The 15,108-nt window shown below is 69.2% G+C and carries 16 protein-coding genes; 4 read left to right on the top strand and 12 right to left on the bottom strand.

Annotated features, from left to right (window positions below):
- Nucleotides 1-7 precede the first annotated feature (7 nt).
- The 3 genes from nadD to ACQPYH_RS13020 all read right to left on the bottom strand — a co-directional run bounded on the left by nadD (nucleotide 8) and on the right by ACQPYH_RS13020 (nucleotide 1,005).
- Entirely contained in the window at nucleotides 8-583 is a 576-nt protein-coding gene (gene nadD / locus ACQPYH_RS13030) for a nicotinate-nucleotide adenylyltransferase (protein WP_238159778.1), read from the bottom strand.
- Between the two features lie 58 nt (nucleotides 584-641).
- Nucleotides 642-800 (bottom strand): hypothetical protein, encoded by a 159-nt coding sequence (locus ACQPYH_RS13025; RefSeq protein WP_198681415.1) that lies wholly within the window; start codon nucleotides 798-800, stop codon nucleotides 642-644.
- 76 nt (nucleotides 801-876) lie between these two features.
- Complete coding sequence (locus tag ACQPYH_RS13020) at nucleotides 877-1,005, bottom strand: hypothetical protein (protein WP_267901740.1); 129 nt, start codon at nucleotides 1,003-1,005, stop codon at nucleotides 877-879.
- Between the two features lie 143 nt (nucleotides 1,006-1,148).
- On the opposite strand from ACQPYH_RS13020, the gene ACQPYH_RS13015 reads away from it, so the two are divergent.
- On the top strand, nucleotides 1,149-1,607 hold the full coding sequence (locus ACQPYH_RS13015) for an Lrp/AsnC family transcriptional regulator (protein ID WP_432890546.1): 459 nt from the start codon (nucleotides 1,149-1,151) through the stop codon (nucleotides 1,605-1,607).
- Here the strand turns inward: ACQPYH_RS13015 and ACQPYH_RS13010 are convergent.
- Nucleotides 1,531-2,742 carry an MFS transporter gene (locus tag ACQPYH_RS13010; RefSeq protein WP_432890543.1) on the bottom strand — a complete coding sequence of 404 codons (1,212 nt, stop codon included), beginning with the start codon at nucleotides 2,740-2,742 and terminating at the stop codon, nucleotides 1,531-1,533. The genes ACQPYH_RS13015 and ACQPYH_RS13010 overlap by 77 nt on opposite strands.
- Before the next feature lie 83 nt (nucleotides 2,743-2,825).
- Between ACQPYH_RS13010 and ACQPYH_RS13005 the strand changes: the two genes are divergently transcribed.
- The gene (locus ACQPYH_RS13005) at nucleotides 2,826-3,689 is read left to right on the top strand and encodes a winged helix-turn-helix transcriptional regulator (RefSeq protein ID WP_432890541.1); all 864 of its coding nucleotides are present in this window, start codon (nucleotides 2,826-2,828) and stop codon (nucleotides 3,687-3,689) included.
- Here ACQPYH_RS13005 and ACQPYH_RS13000 read toward each other — a convergent pair.
- Entirely contained in the window at nucleotides 3,676-4,560 is an 885-nt protein-coding gene (locus ACQPYH_RS13000; RefSeq protein WP_432890538.1) for an alpha/beta hydrolase, read from the bottom strand. The genes ACQPYH_RS13005 and ACQPYH_RS13000 overlap by 14 nt on opposite strands.
- Before the next feature lie 65 nt (nucleotides 4,561-4,625).
- Here ACQPYH_RS13000 and ACQPYH_RS12995 point away from each other — a divergent pair, with 65 nt between their 5' ends.
- Both ACQPYH_RS12995 and ACQPYH_RS12990 read left to right on the top strand, forming a co-directional pair.
- Nucleotides 4,626-5,204: a PadR family transcriptional regulator gene (locus ACQPYH_RS12995; RefSeq protein WP_432890536.1), complete on the top strand. Its 579-nt coding sequence runs from the start codon at nucleotides 4,626-4,628 to the stop codon at nucleotides 5,202-5,204.
- Between the two features lie 86 nt (nucleotides 5,205-5,290).
- Nucleotides 5,291-5,863, top strand: a complete 573-nt coding sequence (locus tag ACQPYH_RS12990; protein ID WP_432890534.1) for a 4'-phosphopantetheinyl transferase family protein — start codon at nucleotides 5,291-5,293, stop codon at nucleotides 5,861-5,863.
- Between the two features lie 227 nt (nucleotides 5,864-6,090).
- Here the strand turns inward: ACQPYH_RS12990 and ACQPYH_RS12985 are convergent, their stop codons facing one another.
- The 7 genes from ACQPYH_RS12985 to ACQPYH_RS12955 form a co-directional block, all read right to left on the bottom strand.
- The gene (locus ACQPYH_RS12985) at nucleotides 6,091-7,374 is read right to left on the bottom strand and encodes a glutamate-5-semialdehyde dehydrogenase (protein WP_432890532.1); all 1,284 of its coding nucleotides are present in this window, start codon (nucleotides 7,372-7,374) and stop codon (nucleotides 6,091-6,093) included.
- Nucleotides 7,371-7,871 carry an HXXEE domain-containing protein gene (locus tag ACQPYH_RS12980; protein WP_432890529.1) on the bottom strand — a complete coding sequence of 167 codons (501 nt, stop codon included), beginning with the start codon at nucleotides 7,869-7,871 and terminating at the stop codon, nucleotides 7,371-7,373. The genes ACQPYH_RS12985 and ACQPYH_RS12980 overlap by 4 nt, the downstream gene beginning before the upstream one ends.
- Nucleotides 7,868-8,980, bottom strand: a complete 1,113-nt coding sequence (gene proB / locus ACQPYH_RS12975; protein WP_432890526.1) for a glutamate 5-kinase — start codon at nucleotides 8,978-8,980, stop codon at nucleotides 7,868-7,870. Before proB ends, ACQPYH_RS12980 begins: the two co-directional genes overlap by 4 nt.
- On the bottom strand, nucleotides 8,980-10,551 hold the full coding sequence (obgE, locus tag ACQPYH_RS12970; protein ID WP_432890523.1) for a GTPase ObgE: 1,572 nt from the start codon (nucleotides 10,549-10,551) through the stop codon (nucleotides 8,980-8,982). Before obgE ends, proB begins: the two co-directional genes overlap by 1 nt.
- A 112-nt stretch (nucleotides 10,552-10,663) precedes the next feature.
- The gene (gene rpmA, locus ACQPYH_RS12965; RefSeq protein ID WP_130381076.1) at nucleotides 10,664-10,924 is read right to left on the bottom strand and encodes a 50S ribosomal protein L27; all 261 of its coding nucleotides are present in this window, start codon (nucleotides 10,922-10,924) and stop codon (nucleotides 10,664-10,666) included.
- Nucleotides 10,925-10,936: 12 nt separating this feature from the next.
- Nucleotides 10,937-11,254 (bottom strand): 50S ribosomal protein L21, encoded by a 318-nt coding sequence (gene rplU, locus ACQPYH_RS12960; protein ID WP_130438983.1) that lies wholly within the window; start codon nucleotides 11,252-11,254, stop codon nucleotides 10,937-10,939.
- Between the two features lie 149 nt (nucleotides 11,255-11,403).
- The gene (locus tag ACQPYH_RS12955) at nucleotides 11,404-14,955 is read right to left on the bottom strand and encodes an Rne/Rng family ribonuclease (protein ID WP_432890520.1); all 3,552 of its coding nucleotides are present in this window, start codon (nucleotides 14,953-14,955) and stop codon (nucleotides 11,404-11,406) included.
- Nucleotides 14,956-15,108 lie beyond the last annotated feature (153 nt).

Raw genomic sequence — 15,108 nt, 5'->3', positions numbered from 1 at the left:
ACAGGTCCTAACGGTTGGTGTAGAGCTCACGCTTGGCGATGTACTGGACGATCCCGTCCGGCACGAGGTACCAGGTCGGGTTGCCTTTGGCGACCCGGGCGCGGCACTCGGTCGAGGAGATCGCCAGCGCCGGAACCTCGAGCAGGGTGATCCGGTCCATCGGCAGCTGGTCGAGCGGCAGTTCGAGGCTCTCGGTCCCCGGCCGGGTGCAGCCGACGAACTGGGCGAGCTTGAACATCTCGTCCACGTCGCGCCAGGTGAGGATCTGGGCGAGCGCGTCGGCGCCGGTGATGAAGAACAGCTCGGCGTCCGGATACAGCCTGGACAGGTCGCGCAGGGTGTCGATGGTGTACGTCGGACCCGGCCGGTCGATGTCGACCCTGCTGACCGAGAACCGCGGGTTGGACGCGGTCGCGATCACGGTCATCAGGTACCGGTCCTCGGCCGGGGAGACCTTCTTGTCCGACTTCTGCCACGGCTGGCCGGTCGGAACGAAGATCACCTCGTCGAGATCGAAGTACGCCTGCACTTCGCTGGCCGCGACAAGGTGGCCATGATGGATCGGGTCGAACGTGCCACCCATCACACCGATGCGTCGTACCCGCTCCACAGAAGCCACGTCAGCCCTTCACGACAGCCGCCTAGCTGTGCGGCCGGCCCTTACCCATGATGACGGTGACGAGCAGCAGCAGGAGGAGCACGAACAGCGCGAACCCGCCATACCACCACTTCGAGATGTGTGACGCCTCGACGGCGGCCGTTTCAATGGCCGCCACCTGCGGCACGAGGATCGAGAACATGATGCGAAGCCTATCTCGTGGCCGCCCCGACAACAGCGACCGGTGGCCCCAGGAGGGCACCGGTCGCGTGAATAGGTCAGCTGTGGCGGACGTGACGGGTCAGCAGCCGGCGCCAGGCAGACGGTACGGCGTGGGCGCGGCGGGCCTGCGCTGCGACGCGGTGCCGCTCGTCGATGTGGGCACGGGCAACTTCGGGGGTGATCATGTTTCCTTCACTGGGTTGGTACGGCAGAGCTGGGGCGGACGACCCCAGTACCGCCAATTGTACGGTTTGAACTACGTTGTCACAAACGAATTAAAGGTCTGAAACATTCCAGACCTTAGAATCTGCAGTGAACAGGAGGCGTCATGGACGCGATCGACCGGCAGCTGATCGAGGCGCTGCGGCTGAACGGCCGCTCCAGCTGGGCCGAGCTCGGCCGTGAGGTCGGCCTGTCCGGCCCGAGCGTCCAGGAGCGGGTACGGCGGCTCGAGGAGCGCGGCGTGGTCCTCGGGTACCGCGCGGTGGTCGCGCCGGACCAGGTCGGGCTCGGGACCAGCGCGCTGATCGGGCTGTTCCAGCGCGACGACGTCGAGACCGACGACATCGTCGAGCAGGTCCGGGACATCGTCGCCGTCGAGGACTGCTGGTTCGTGGCGGGCGACCAGGAGCTCGTCGTCAAGGTCCGGGTCGCGGACGTCACCCAGCTCGAGGCGGTCGTCGGCTCGCTGCGGCGCGTCAACGGCGTGGTCAGGACACGGACGACTGTCGTCCTCTCGACCCGCTGGGAGGGCCGGCCGGCTCCGCTTCCCGATCAGCCGACCTGACCTGTGACTGGACGATGGCGGCCACGACGGCTAACCCGGCCGCGACCGGGAAGAGTGCCCCCGGGACGTGCTGGTACGCCGACCCGCCGAGCGCCGGCGCCAGGAACATGCCGCTGATCGACGCCGCGGCGTACAGGCTGGAGTACCGACCGACCATCCCCTCCGGCGCCGCGTCGGCGACATGCGCGGTGGCGGTCGGTTTGTAGAGCATCTCCCCCGCCGTGATCACGACGATCGCCAGCGTCGCTCCCGCAAGCGCCGGCCAGACGCCGAGGATCGCTAGTCCTGCGCCGACGAGAGCGAAGCCCACGGCAATGACCCGGGTCGCTCGGTGGCCGCGGAGTCGTACGGCGAGCGGCGCCTCGAGGAGCACGATCACGACGGAGCTGACGCCGATGAGTACGCCGTACGCGACGGCCGGCGTGCCGGCATCGCGGAGGAGCAGCGGCATCGTGGCGAAGATCTGCCGGTAGACGGTGTCGACGACCACGATTGTTGCCAGCAGCACGAGCACCGAGCGGTCGCGGGTCAGCGCGCGCCACACGCCGTTGACGCGGACGGACGCCGTACGGCGGGCAGCGGGGACGAAGCGCCAGATGACGGCCGCCATGACCAGGCTGGTCACGGCGTCGACGAGGAAGACCAGCGAGAAGTTGTACGCCGCCAGCAGTCCACCGAGCGGCGGGCCTATGGTGAAGCCGGCGTTGCTCGCGGTCCGGGACAGGGCGATCCCCTCGCGGCGGCGTTCGGCCGGGAGCGCGGTTGCGACCAGCGCGCTGAGGTTGGGACGGCTCGCACCGCCGCACAAGCCGGCCAGCGCGGCGACGACGCCGATCCAGGAGGTGCCGGCCAAGGGCATCGCGCAACAGGTGACGACCCAGGCGAGCTGGCTGGCGACTGCCGCCGTACGCAGGCCGAAGCGGTCGCCGAACCAGCCGCCGCCGAGGTTGCCGCCGAGCAGCCCGACACCGTACGCCGCTGCCGCGAACCCGGCCTGTTGCGCCGACATGCCGCGGTCCTCGACCAGGTAGAGGGTCAGGTAGATCCAGGCGAGGGCGCCGGCCGAGCTGACGAGTTGGCCGACCATGACGGCCTTGAGCCAGGTGGGCAGGTCCGCGATCCGGCGCCAGTACATGCTTGCCCTCCTGTTGTAAGTTCCTAACAGGAACTTACTCGGACGGCTAGCGTGGTGGCAACCGGAAATCGAAGGAGTACGTCGTGCGGCGGAGCACCTTCTCACCCGAGCCGGACTGCGCGATCGCGCAGTCCCTCGGCGTCATCGGCGACGGCTGGGAGCTGCTGGTCGTCCGCGATCTGGCCCGCGGGCTGGAGCGGTTCGACCAGCTCGCCGAATCGCTGCATATCTCGCGGAAGGTGCTGACCGAGCGGCTCAACGGTCTGCTCGAGAGCGGGATCGTCTCGCGGTCGGCGTACCAGGAGCGGCCGACTCGGTATGCGTACCGGCTGACTGAGCGCGGACGCGCGTTGCTGCCGGTGCTCGTCGCGCTGCAGGACTGGGGCGATCGGTGGCTGCTCGGCGACGGGTCTCTGAGCGGGACCAATTCGGAGGACGAGCCGCCGGCGCATCGCTTGCACGAGCTGGTGGGTCAGCGGGTGCCGTACGTCGCACTGCCGTCGATAGCCGGTACGACGGTTGACGTGGTGGATGCGGATGCGCGGGCGACAGTGCTGTTCGGGTATCCGGCGACTGGGCGGCCGACTCCGTTGCCTGACGGGTGGAACGAGATCGCTGGGGCCAGTGGGTGCACGCTGGAGAATCGACTGTTTGCTGGTCGGTACGACGACTTTGCTGCTCGCGGGATCGCCGTACGAGGGGTGAGTACGCAGCGGACCGACGAGCAGCAGGCGTTCGCTCGGGCGGAGGAGATCCCACACCTGCTGCTGTCGGACCTCGACCTGGAACTGGTGGCGGCGCTGCGGTTGCCGACGTTCCGGGCGGGTGGGTACGAGCGGTTGAAGCGAGTCGTTCTGGTGATCGGCAGCGATCGGATCGTCCAGGCCGTGCGGTATCCGGTGGTTGATATCGCGGATGCTGTCGAGTGGGCGCTCACGACTGCTTGAAGAACGCCTTCACCTCTTCGGCGATCCGCCGGACGGCCTCTGGCTTGCCGGTCGGGTTGACGCCGCCGGGGTCCGAGGACGAGCCGTGGTCGTAGCCGTCGAACTCGATGCGTCGGCAGTGCGGCAGGACCTTCTCGAGCGTGGCGCGGCCGGGCTTGAGACCTGGGAGACCTTTGGTGCCGCCCAGGAGAAGTACGTCGGCGTTGAGGGCCCGGAAGTTGTCGAAGGTGCCGCCGAGCTCGGCGACGATCGTGCCTTCGGCGTGGATCGTGGGGGCGAGCCGGCGCATGGTGATGGTGCCGGTGGGGGCCTGACGCTCCTCCTTGGCCATCATCTTCTCGGTCATCTTGCGGAGCAGGCCGCGGGGAATGACCTTGAGGAACGCCGGGGCCATCTCGAAGCCGAACATGCTGGTGACCATCCCGCCGGCGAGGTCGCCGCGGGCGATCTCCTGGTCGAAGCGGATCAGCCACTCGCGGTGCGGAGCGCCGTCGGCGACGATCGCGGGCTCGTAGAGCGCGATCTGCTTCAGGGGCAGGGTGCGGGCCGCTTCGAGGACGACCGCTCCCCCGGCGCTGACGCCGAACGCCCGGTCTGCGCCGGCCACGGTCAGAACTGCTTCGAGGTCCTCGACCTCGGTGCGGACCGTGTGGTCGGCGCGCTGCGGTCCGGAGAGGCCGCGACCGCGGCGGTCCGGGAGGTAGACGGTGAAGTCTGACGCCAGCGTCTCCGCGAGGAGCGTGTGGCTGCGGGCGGACTCCATGCTGCCGTGGAGCACGACAACGGCGGGGCCTTGGCCGGTCTTGTAGTAGCCGATCTCGGTGCCGTCGTGCGACGTCACGGTGCCTTGGGTGAGTTCTGCGGTCTTCATGGATCGATAGTTACATGCGACCTAGTTACATTGCAACTAGTTTCTTTGCCCCCTATGCTGAGGAGGTGACTTTTCGACGCTCACCGCTCGCACTCGCGATCCTCGGCCTCCTGGAGAACGGGCCGATGCATCCGTACGGGATCCAGCGGTTGATCAAGCAGTGGGGCAAGGACCAGGTCGTCAACGTCGGTCAGCGGACCAGCCTGTACCGGATGATCGTGCGGCTCGAGGAGGCCGGCCTGCTCACGGCCGGCGCGACGGAGCAGGACGAGCGCTATCCGGAGCGGACGGTCTACCACCTGACCGACGAGGGACGGACGATCTGCCGGGAGTGGTTGGCGGACATCCTGACGACACCGCGCAACGAGTTCCCCGAGTTCCCGGCGGGGTTGTCGTTCGTGATGCTGCTGACGCCGCAGACAGCGGGCGAGCTGTTGAGCCAGCGCCGGGAGTCGCTGACGAAGCGCATCGCCGAGCTGCAGCTGGAGCTGCGGTCGGAGGTGGACGGTCAGCCGATCCCCCGGTTTGCCTTGCTGGAGACGGAGTACCAGGTCGCTGTTGCGATCGCTGAGGCCAAGTGGATCGACGGTGTGCTGCACGACTTTCGCACCGGCAAGCTGACCTGGACGCCGGGCCCGGTGTGACAGTCAGCCAGAACGCTCTGCGCCCCGCAGGGGTTGAGGTTTGGTGGGCGAGGGTCGGGTTGGCTCGGACAGAGTTTGTCGACGACTTGAACGCGGTTGAGCGCGAGCGGCTCGGCGCGTACTTGCGGGATGAGGACAAGGCGCGGTTCCTGCTGGGGGTGACGATCACGCGGCGGGTGCTCGGCGCGCGGTTTTCGTTGCTGCCGGCAAGGGTTGGGTTGGATCGGACCTGTTCCGAGTGTGGAAAGCCGCATGGGAAGGTGCGGGCTGACGGGGTGGAGTTGTCGGTGACGCACTCGGGAGAGTTCGTCGGGGTGGCGTTCTCGGATCGGCCGGTGGGGCTTGATGTGGAGAAGGTTGATTCGCGGATCGATGTTGACGGGGTGGCTCGGGTTGCGCTGAGCGCGGAGGAAGCGCAGGAGCTGGAGCGGTACGACGGGATTGCGAAGGCGCGGGTGTTCACGGCGTACTGGACGCGGAAGGAAGCTGTGTTGAAGGCGGCCGGGGAAGGTTTGCGCGGGGAGCTTCGGGCGCCGGCGCCGGCGGGGATTCAGGTGCAGGAGCTGGAGGTGGGCGCGAATCACCGGGCGGCTCTGGCCGTGGTGAGCGGAGAGCCGCCGGTCGTGCGGGTGGAGGACGCGACGCACCTGCTCAGCTGACGTTCACGCCGGACGACGCGAACTTGGCCGCTGGAACGTACCGCCGGCACGGGTGATCTGCCCGTCGGACGGCTCCGTGCGCCGCCTCCGTGCGCCGCCTCCGTGCGCCGCCTCCGTGCGCCGCCTCCGTGCGCCGCCTCCGTGCGCCGCCTCCGTGCGCCGCCTCCGGAACGATGCCGGGTGGTCCGCGTCGTGGGAGTTGCTGTCGCGGGAGCAAGCCACCTGATTCAGGTGCGGATCTGGCCTTCGCCGGTGACGATGTACTTCGTGGACGTCATCTCCGGGAGGCCCATCGGGCCGCGGGCGTGGAGTTTCTGGGTGGAGATGCCGATCTCGGCGCCGAAGCCGAACTCACCGCCGTCGGTGAAGCGCGTGCTCGCGTTGACGACAACCGCCGCGGAGTCGACCGCCTGGGTGAAGCGACGGGCCGCCGACTGCGACCGGGTGATGATCGCCTCGGTGTGGCCCGAGCTGTAGCGACGGATGTGCTGCACCGCGTCCTCGAGCGAGTCCACCACCGCGGCTGAGAGGTCGAGCGAGTTGTACTCCGTCCCGAAGTCCTCCTCGGTCGCAGCCACAACACCCGCCCCGCCACCGTCGGCATCGCCGGACGCCGACGTGTCCTTGCTTGCGGCAACTACTGCACTGTCGCCATGGACCTGCACGCCCGCATCGGCGAGAGCGGGGAGGGCTAGAGCGAGGAACTCGTCAGCGACCGCGGCGTGCACCAGAAGGGATTCAGCCGCGTTGCACACGCTCGGCCGCTGGATCTTCGAATTCAACAGAATCTCGAGCCCGAGCTCCAGATCAGCCTCAGCGTCGATGTACACGTGGCAATTCCCCACGCCCGTCTCGATCACCGGCACCGACGACTCGCCGACCACCGTCTGGATCAGGCCCGCACCACCACGAGGAATCAGTACGTCGACCAGCCCGCGCGCCTGCATGAGCTCCTTCACAGCAGCCCGATCCGTCGCCACACCCTGGATCACATCCGCGGGCAATCCACATGTCGCGGCAGCATCCCGCAGTACGGCGATGATCGCCGTGTTGGACGCTGCAGCGGATGACGAGCCACGCAGCAGTACGGCGTTGCCGGATTTCAGGCAGATGCCCGCGGCGTCGGCGGTCACGTTCGGTCGCGCCTCGTAGATGATGCCGACCACGCCGAACGGCACCCGGACCTGGCGGAGCTCGAGCCCGTTCGGCAGCGTGTACCCGCGGACCACCTCACCCACCGGATCAGTCAGCCCGGCCAGCTGCTCCAGCCCGGCCGCCATCCCGTCAACACGCGCCGGGTTCAGCGCCAGCCGGTCGACCGTGGACTCCGGCATACCCGCCTCGCGCGCCGCCGCGACGTCGACAGCGTTCGCCGCCACGATCGCGTCCGTGTTCTCGCGCAGCGCCGCCGCCATCGCGTGCAGCGCCGCATCCTTCGTCGCCCGGGACGCGTCGGCCAAGGCGTACGACGCCTCGCGCGCCCGCTGCGCCAACTCGATGATCTCGCTCACTCGCTCATCCTAGGTCCGTTGTTCCGGTCGGTGACCCGTCGTCTCAACCGTGGGAGACGGGCGATCGCGTGCGACAGCGGGACGACCGCCGCCAGTGCAAGGTTGAGCCGGCGGTCACTCGGCGCGATCGGTACGCCCTCAGCCTTCAACTGTCGCCAGGCCCAAACGCTGAACGGGATGACGACGAGCGGCGTCGTCACGAGGCCTGGGGTGTAGCGCCGCAGTACGACGGACTGCGCGATGTGCGTGCCGGCGTGCAGACCGAAGCCCAGCAGCGATGCCTGGAAGAACTTGCTGCGTCCGCCGGTCGCAGCGCCTGCCGCAGACGCAGCAGCCATCGCGACACCGGTCAGACCGATCGCCGTGGCAGCCTCGCGGCGCGACGTCCGGACGAACGGCGGAAGACCCGGCTGCCGGGAGAACGACGGCATCGTCGCGAGTTCCTCGAGGTCGTGGACGATCCACGCACCGAGCAGACCCCAGGCAACCTTCTTCACAGCAACACCAGGTCGTCGCGGTGGACTACCTCGCGTTCGTACGCCGCGCCGAGTTCGCGAGCCAGGTCTCGGGTGGAGCGGCCCAGGAGGTCCGGCAGCTCGGTGGCGTCGTAGTTGACGAGGCCGCGGGCGATGACCACGCCCGACGGCGAGACCAGGTCGACAGGGTCGCCGGCTGAGAAAGTGCCTTCTACTGCAGAGATTCCGGCCGGGAGGAGGGATGCGCGGCGTTGGGTCACAGCCCGGACGGCGCCCTCGTCCAAACGCAGAATGCCTTGGCCGGAGGTTGCGTGGGCCAGCCACAGCAGGCGGGTCTTCCGGCGCCGGCCGGTGGGGTGGAAGAGGGTGCCGACCTGATCGCCGCGCAGGGCTTCGCCGACCCGCGCGGCCGACGTCAGAACGACCGGAATCCCTGCCTCTGTGGCGATTGCGGCCGCCTCGACCTTGGTCTGCATGCCGCCGGTGCCGACGCTGGACGACCCGTTCTTGCCGATCGCGAGCGGCTCGAGATCAGCCGCACCGCGGATCTCGGTGACCATCGACGTACCGGGCTTGCGCGGATCCCCGTCGTACAAGCCGTCCACGTCGGACAGCAGCAGCAACAGATCAGCGTGGACCAGATGACTGGTCAACGCAGCGAGCCGGTCGTTGTCGCCGAAGCGGATCTCGGTGGTCGCGACGGTGTCGTTCTCGTTCACGATCGGTACGACGCCCAGCTCGAGCAGCCGCGCGAACGTGCGGTACGCGTTGCGGTAGTGACTGCGCCGTGTCACGTCATCGACGGTCAGCAGCACCTGCCCGACCCGCAATCCGTGCGCTGCGAACGCGTCGCTGTAGCGAGCCATCAGCAGGCCCTGCCCCACCGAAGCAGCAGCCTGCTGCGTGGCCAGGTCACGCGGTCGGGATCGCAACCCCATCGGGGCTAGGCCGGCGGCGATCGCGCCGGAGGAGACGAGCACGACCTCGGCCCCCTCCACCCGTCGCGCCGAGATGGCGTCGACGAGCAGCCGGAGTCGTTCGAGATCGATCTTGCCGCGCTGGGTCAGCGATGACGAGCCGACCTTCACGACGATTCGCGTGGCCGCAAGGACCTCCGCGCGAGCGTCCATCAGAAGTCCTGATCTGTGCTTTCTTCCGCCGCTTCGAGCTCGCGCGCTTCCTTGCGCGCCAGCTTCTCCGCCTTCACCGCTGCTCGTTTCGCCTCGGCCGGGGACAAGTCGACCTCGTCCTCGCCCCATTCCTGCTTGTAGTCGGTCCGAACACCCTTGTGGGCGTGGTACTCGGTGTCCTTCTCCCGCCGCCGCTGGGCGGCCGGACGGTCCTCCTCGAGCCGGTGGTCCTCACCGCGCCGGGCCAGGATCTCCGCGCCGGCGAGGATGTCGGGCGCGAAGTCGAACACGATCGCGTTCGGTCCGTCGCCGATCATCACCGCGTCGCCGGCGAGGGCGCCCAGCTTCAGCAGCTCGTCCTCGACGCCGAGCCGGTTCAGCCTGTCGGCCAGGTACCCGGTCGCCTCCGCGTTCGCGAAGTCGGTCTGCCGGACCCAGCGCTCGGGCTTGTCGCCCTGAACCAGCCAGCCGCCGTCGTCCGGCAGCTTCTTCACCTTGAACTCAGGACCGCCCTGCACCTGCGGCCGGATCACGATCCGCGTGGTGTCGGGCTTCTCCTCTTCCACACGACGCCGTACGACGATGTCGGCCATCGCGAACTTCAGGGCTTCGAGGCCTTCGTGCGAGGCGGTCGAGATCGGGAACACCCGCAGCCCGCGCTGCTCCAGCTCGGCCTGCACCATGTCGGCGATCTCGCGCGCGTCGGGCACGTCGATCTTGTTCAGGGCAACGAGTCGCGGCCGGTCCTCGAGCCCGCCGTGCGCCTGCAGCTCGGCCTCGATCGTGTCGAGGTCGCTGAGCGGGTCACGGCCCGGCTCGTACGTCGCGCAGTCGATGACGTGTACGAGCGCCGCGCACCGCTCGACGTGCCGCAGGAAGTCGTGGCCGAGCCCGCGCCCCTCGCTCGCACCCTCGATCAGGCCCGGTACGTCGGCCACGGTGAACGTGACGTCACCGGCAACGACGACGCCGAGGTTCGGGATCAGGGTGGTGAACGGGTAGTCGGCGATCTTCGGCCGGGCGCGGCTGATCGCGGCCACCAGCGAAGACTTGCCCGCGCTCGGGAAGCCGACCAGGCCGATGTCGGCGACGACCTTCAGCTCGAGAACGAGCGTGCGCTCCTCGCCATCCTCACCCAGCAAGGCGAATCCGGGCGCCTTGCGCGCGCTGCTGGCCAGGGCCGCGTTACCCAGACCGCCCTTGCCGCCTTGGGCAGCAACGAACTCAGCACCCGGCCCGACGAGGTCCGCGAGTACGACGCCATTCACCGCACTGATGACTGTGCCGTCGGGGACCGGCAGGACGACGTCGCCGCCGTTGCTACCCGACTGGTGATCACCCTTGCCCTGGGCACCATTCGTGGCGGTGCGGTGGCTGGAGCGGTGGTAGTCGACGAGCGTGGTCACGTCGGGGTCGACGCGCAGGATCACGCTGCCGCCGTCACCGCCGTTCCCGCCGTCGGGACCGCCGAGGGGCTTGAACTTCTCCCGGTGCACCGAGGCGCAGCCGTTTCCGCCGCGGCCCGCGGCGACATTCACCGTCACGCGGTCGACGAAGCTGGGGATTGCCATCGGTGTCTCTACTTCCTGTCGGGTCCAACCACATACACAGCAAAAGGGCGGGTCCGCGGTATTCCGCGACCCGCCCTCTTGAAGAGCTTACTGAAACGTCCGGGTGGCGGTGTTACTCCGCCGGGGCCGGGACGATGTTGACGACGCGGCGACCGCGCCGGGTGCCGAACTCCACGTGGCCCTCGGCCAGCGCGAACAGCGTGTCGTCGCCGCCACGGCCGACCAGGTTGCCCGGGTGGAAGTGCGTGCCACGCTGACGGACGATGATCTCGCCGGCGTTGACCAGCTGACCGCCGTACCGCTTCACGCCGAGCCGCTGCGCGTTGGAGTCACGACCGTTACGGGTCGACGCTGCTCCCTTTTTGTGTGCCATATCTAGATCAGCTCACTTCTTCTTCGCGTCGATCGCGGTGACCTTGACCTGGGTGTAGTGCTGACGGTGCCCCTGGCGCTTGCGGTAACCGGTCTTGTTCTTGTACTTCATGATGGTGATCTTCGGGCCCTTGGAGCGCCCGAGAACCTCGGCCGAAACGGCCACCTTGGCCAGCGCCGCAGAGTCGGTCGTCACGGTGTCGCCATCGACGACCAGGACCGCCGGAAGGGACACAGTGTCGCCCACCTTGTCCGTCAGGCTGTCGATCTCGATGACATCGCCGACGGCGACCTTCTGCTGGGTGCCGCCACTGCGCACGATCGCGTACACCGTGGATCTCACTCTCTGCTGGTTCGGAAACTTACAAGCGTGACGCGAGAGGCTGTAATCCACTCACTCTCACATCAAGCACAGGTTCGGTGCGCCTCAGCGCACCGAACCAATAGCTTACAACCCCGGGTCCGCAAACCCGAAATCGGTTAGCTGCCGGTGGTGACGAGCGTTTCGGACTGGTCCGCGCCTTCACCCTCGGTAGCGGTCTTGCTCCGGCTGCGGCTGCTGCGCCGCCGCCGGGTGCTCTTGGTGGCGCCGTTCTGGGCGGCGTCGGCCGGGTCGGCCGCCTCGCCCGCGGCCGGAGCCTCGGTGCCGGTGGACTCCGCGGCCTCGGTGATCACGGTCGTCGCCTGAGCCGTGTCGGCCGGGAAGCCTGTCGCCTCGGGGCTGACGTGCTCTTCGGCGTCGGCAGAGATCGGGTAGCCGGTCGGTTCCGGCGTACCGTGCTCGTCGTCCTTCTTCACGGAAGCGGCGGCGATCTGCGCGAGCCTCTGGGCGGCGTCGGCGTTGTGCTGCGCGGTCTCGGCCGCCGTGGGCTCGGCGGCCTCGTCCTCGCCGCGGCCCTTGCCCCGGCGACGGCGCGAACTCTTCCGGCCGCCCTCCTCCGCCTGCGCGGACTTGGCGTTCTCCTGACCGTTGCCGTTCGCGTTGCCCTGACCGTTGCCGTTGGTGCTCTGGCCGTTGCCGTTGTTGCCCTGGCCGTTGCCGTTGTTGCCCTGGCCGTTGCGGCTGTCGCGGCGGCGGGACTCCTTCGGCTCGTCGTGCAGGATCAGGCCGCGGCCACCGCAGTGGTCGCAGTTCTCGCTGAACGCCTCGAGCAGGCCGGTGCCGATCCGCTTCCGGGTCATCTGGACCAGGCCGAGCGAGGTGACCTCGGCGACCTGGTGCTTGGTCCGGTCGCGGCCCAGGCACTCCACCAGCCGGCGCAGTACGAGATCGCGGTTCGACTCGAGCACCATGTCGATGAAGTCGATGACGATGATGCCGCCGATGTCACGGAGCCTGAGCTGGCGGACGATCTCCTCGGCCGCTTCCAGGTTGTTCTTGGTGACGGTCTCCTCGAGGTTGCCCCCGGAGCCGGTGAACTTGCCGGTGTTGACGTCGACGACGGTCATCGCCTCGGTCCGGTCGATGATCAGCGAGCCGCCCGACGGCAGCCAGACCTTGCGGTCCAGCGCCTTCTTGATCTGCTCGTCGATCCGGTAGTTCGCGAAGACGTCGCCGTCCCCGCCCCACTTCTCGACCCGGTCGGCCAGGTGCGGCGCGACGCCGGCGACGTACTCACGAACCTGCTCGTACGCACGGTCGCCGGAGATGACGAGCTTCGCGAAGTCCTCGGTGAACAGGTCGCGGACGACGCGGATCAGCAGATCCGGCTCGCCGTACAGCAGCTGCGGGGCCTGGCCGTTCTTGGACTTCTTGTCGATGTCCTCCCAGGCGGACTGCAGCCGGCTGACGTCGGCGGTCAGCTCCTCCTCCGAGGCGCCTTCCGCGGCGGTCCGGACGATCACGCCGGCCTCGTCGGGGACGATGTCCTTGAGGATCGTCTTCAGCCGGTTCCGCTCGGTGTCGGGGAGCTTGCGGCTGATCCCGCCGTTGCCGCCGCGCGGGACGTACACGACGTACCGGCCGGGGAGGCTGATCTGGTTGGTGAGCCGTGCGCCCTTGTGGCCGATCGGGTCCTTGGTCACCTGGACCAGGACCGCCTGACCGGACTTCAGCACCTGCTCGATCTTGCGCGGACCGTTGGCGCCACCAAGGGTCGCCCAGTCCACCTCACCGGCGTACAGAACCGCGTTGCGGCCCTTGCCGATATCGATGAACGCGGCCTCCATGCTCGGCAGCACGTTCTGCACGCGGCCGAGGTACACGTTGCCGATCAGCGACGTCTGCTCTGCGGTGGTCACGTAGTGCTCGACCAGGACGTTGTCCTCGGAGACCGCGATCTGGGTCAGGTCGTCGCGGGACCGGATGACCATCGTCCGCTCGACCGACTCGCGACGGGCCAGGAACTCGGCCTCGGTCACGATCGGCGCGCGGCGACGGCCGGCGGCGCGACCCTCGCGGCGGCGCTGCTTCTTGGCCTCGAGACGGGTCGAGCCCTCGACCGCGGTGATCTCGTTGTTGACGGTCTTGCTGCGCGGCTCACGGACGCGTACGACGGTCTCGTCGGGGTCGTCCGGGGACGCGGCGCCGCTGTCCTCGCCCTTGCGGCGACGGCGACGGCGGCGACGCCGGGACGAACTGCCTGCCTCGCCGTCCTCGTCAGAGTCGGCCGCGTCTTGGTCGCCGTCCTCGGACGCGTCGGCATCCTGGTCGGTGTCCTGGGTGTCGGCCTCGTCCTCGTCGTCGGACTGGTCGTCGGCGTTGTCGTCAGCGCCGTCACCGGACTTGCGACGACGACGCCCACCGCGGCGACGGCGACGGCGACGAGTCCCCTCGCCACCTTCCTCGCCGTCCTCGGACTGTGCGTCGGTGACGTCCGCGGACTCCTCGTCCGCCTCGTCGGTCTCGGTGTCGATGTCCGTGCCGGTCGCTGTTGCGCCTGCCGTGGTCGCGCCCGAGGCGGTTGCGCCGGCGGTGTCGGTGGTCTTCCGGGCGGACCGGGTCCGGGACCTTCCGGTGGACCTGCTGGTCTCGTCGGCGGGAGTGTCTGTGGCGCTCGCCTGCGGCTGGGCGCCCTCGGTGGTCTCCTCGGCTACCTCGGTCTCGCGGGCATCTGCGTCGCGGTTACGACGACTGCGGCGACGGCGGTTGCCGGTCGGCTGCTCGTCGGTCCCGGGCTCCGGGGTCGCCTCGGAGGTCGCTTCAACCGTGGCGGCCGGCTCGGCCTGCTGGGGTGCGGCCTGCTGAGGGCCACCGGTCGGTGCCTGGAACAGGACGGCCGCGGGGGCAGCTGCACGCCGACGGGTACGGCGGGTGCCCGACTCCTCAGCCGGCACCTCGGCGCCGTCAGCGGAGGATCCGGAGCGGTCCACCGACGCGCCGGACCGCTCCGCCGAGCCGGAGCGGTCCGTGGAGGTGCTGCGGGACCGGGCGGAACCGGAGCGGTCTGCAGAGCCGCCGTCAGTCACGGCGGAGTCGGTGTCAGCTGCGCCGCGGGTCGCCGCGCCGGAGTCAACGTGGGTGGAGCCGGCCTCTGCGGCCGGCTCGGCGGTCTTGCTCGTACGGCGGCGGGAGGTGCGCTTGCGGGCGGGGGCGTCCGCGGCCGGCGCGCTGGTCTCGGCGTCGGCTACCGGGCCGTCGGTGACCGGCGAATCTGCGGACAGCAGGTCCGGCGCGGCGGCCTTCTTGGCGGTGCGCTTGCGGGTGGTCTTCTTCGCGGGAGCCGCAGCTGCGGTTTCCGGCGCGTCGTCGGGGACGAACTGCGGGAAGATGTCCTGCTCAGCGGTCTGGGCGGCGCGGGCGGTCTTCTTGGCCGGAGCCTTCGCCGCGGCCTTCTTGGCCGTGGTCTTCTTCGCGGCAGTCTTCTTGGCTGCCGCCTTCTTGGCCGGAGCGGGCGCCGGATCGGCGGTCTGCGCGTCGGACTGGGTCGGGACCGCGGTGCCGTCTCCGGCGGCGGTCTTCACCGTGCGCTTCCGCGTGGTGGTGGTCTTCTTGGCAGCCGGCGCCTTCTTCGCGGTCCTGCGGGTGGAGGCGGTGGGCTGGGCGGTGGCAGCCGTGTCGGCTGCCTCGGTGGTCGGCTCGTTGTCGAGCATGTAGTGCGGGTCTCCTCAAGCCCTCCGGCGCATCCTGCGGCCCCTGTCACGGGTCCGGCGCGGCCACAAGGCGGTCACGGTTCGCCGCGCCCGGCCCGGAAATCTTCCCGGGGCCGCCGCGTGGCGGAAGCCTGCTGGATCCGCTCCGCCCGC

This window comes from Kribbella sp. CA-245084 (assembly GCF_050942355.1).
Lineage (GTDB): Bacteria > Actinomycetota > Actinomycetes > Propionibacteriales > Kribbellaceae > Kribbella.
Note: the sequence above shows the minus strand (reverse complement) of the source record. Positions and strands in the feature narration are given on the sequence as shown.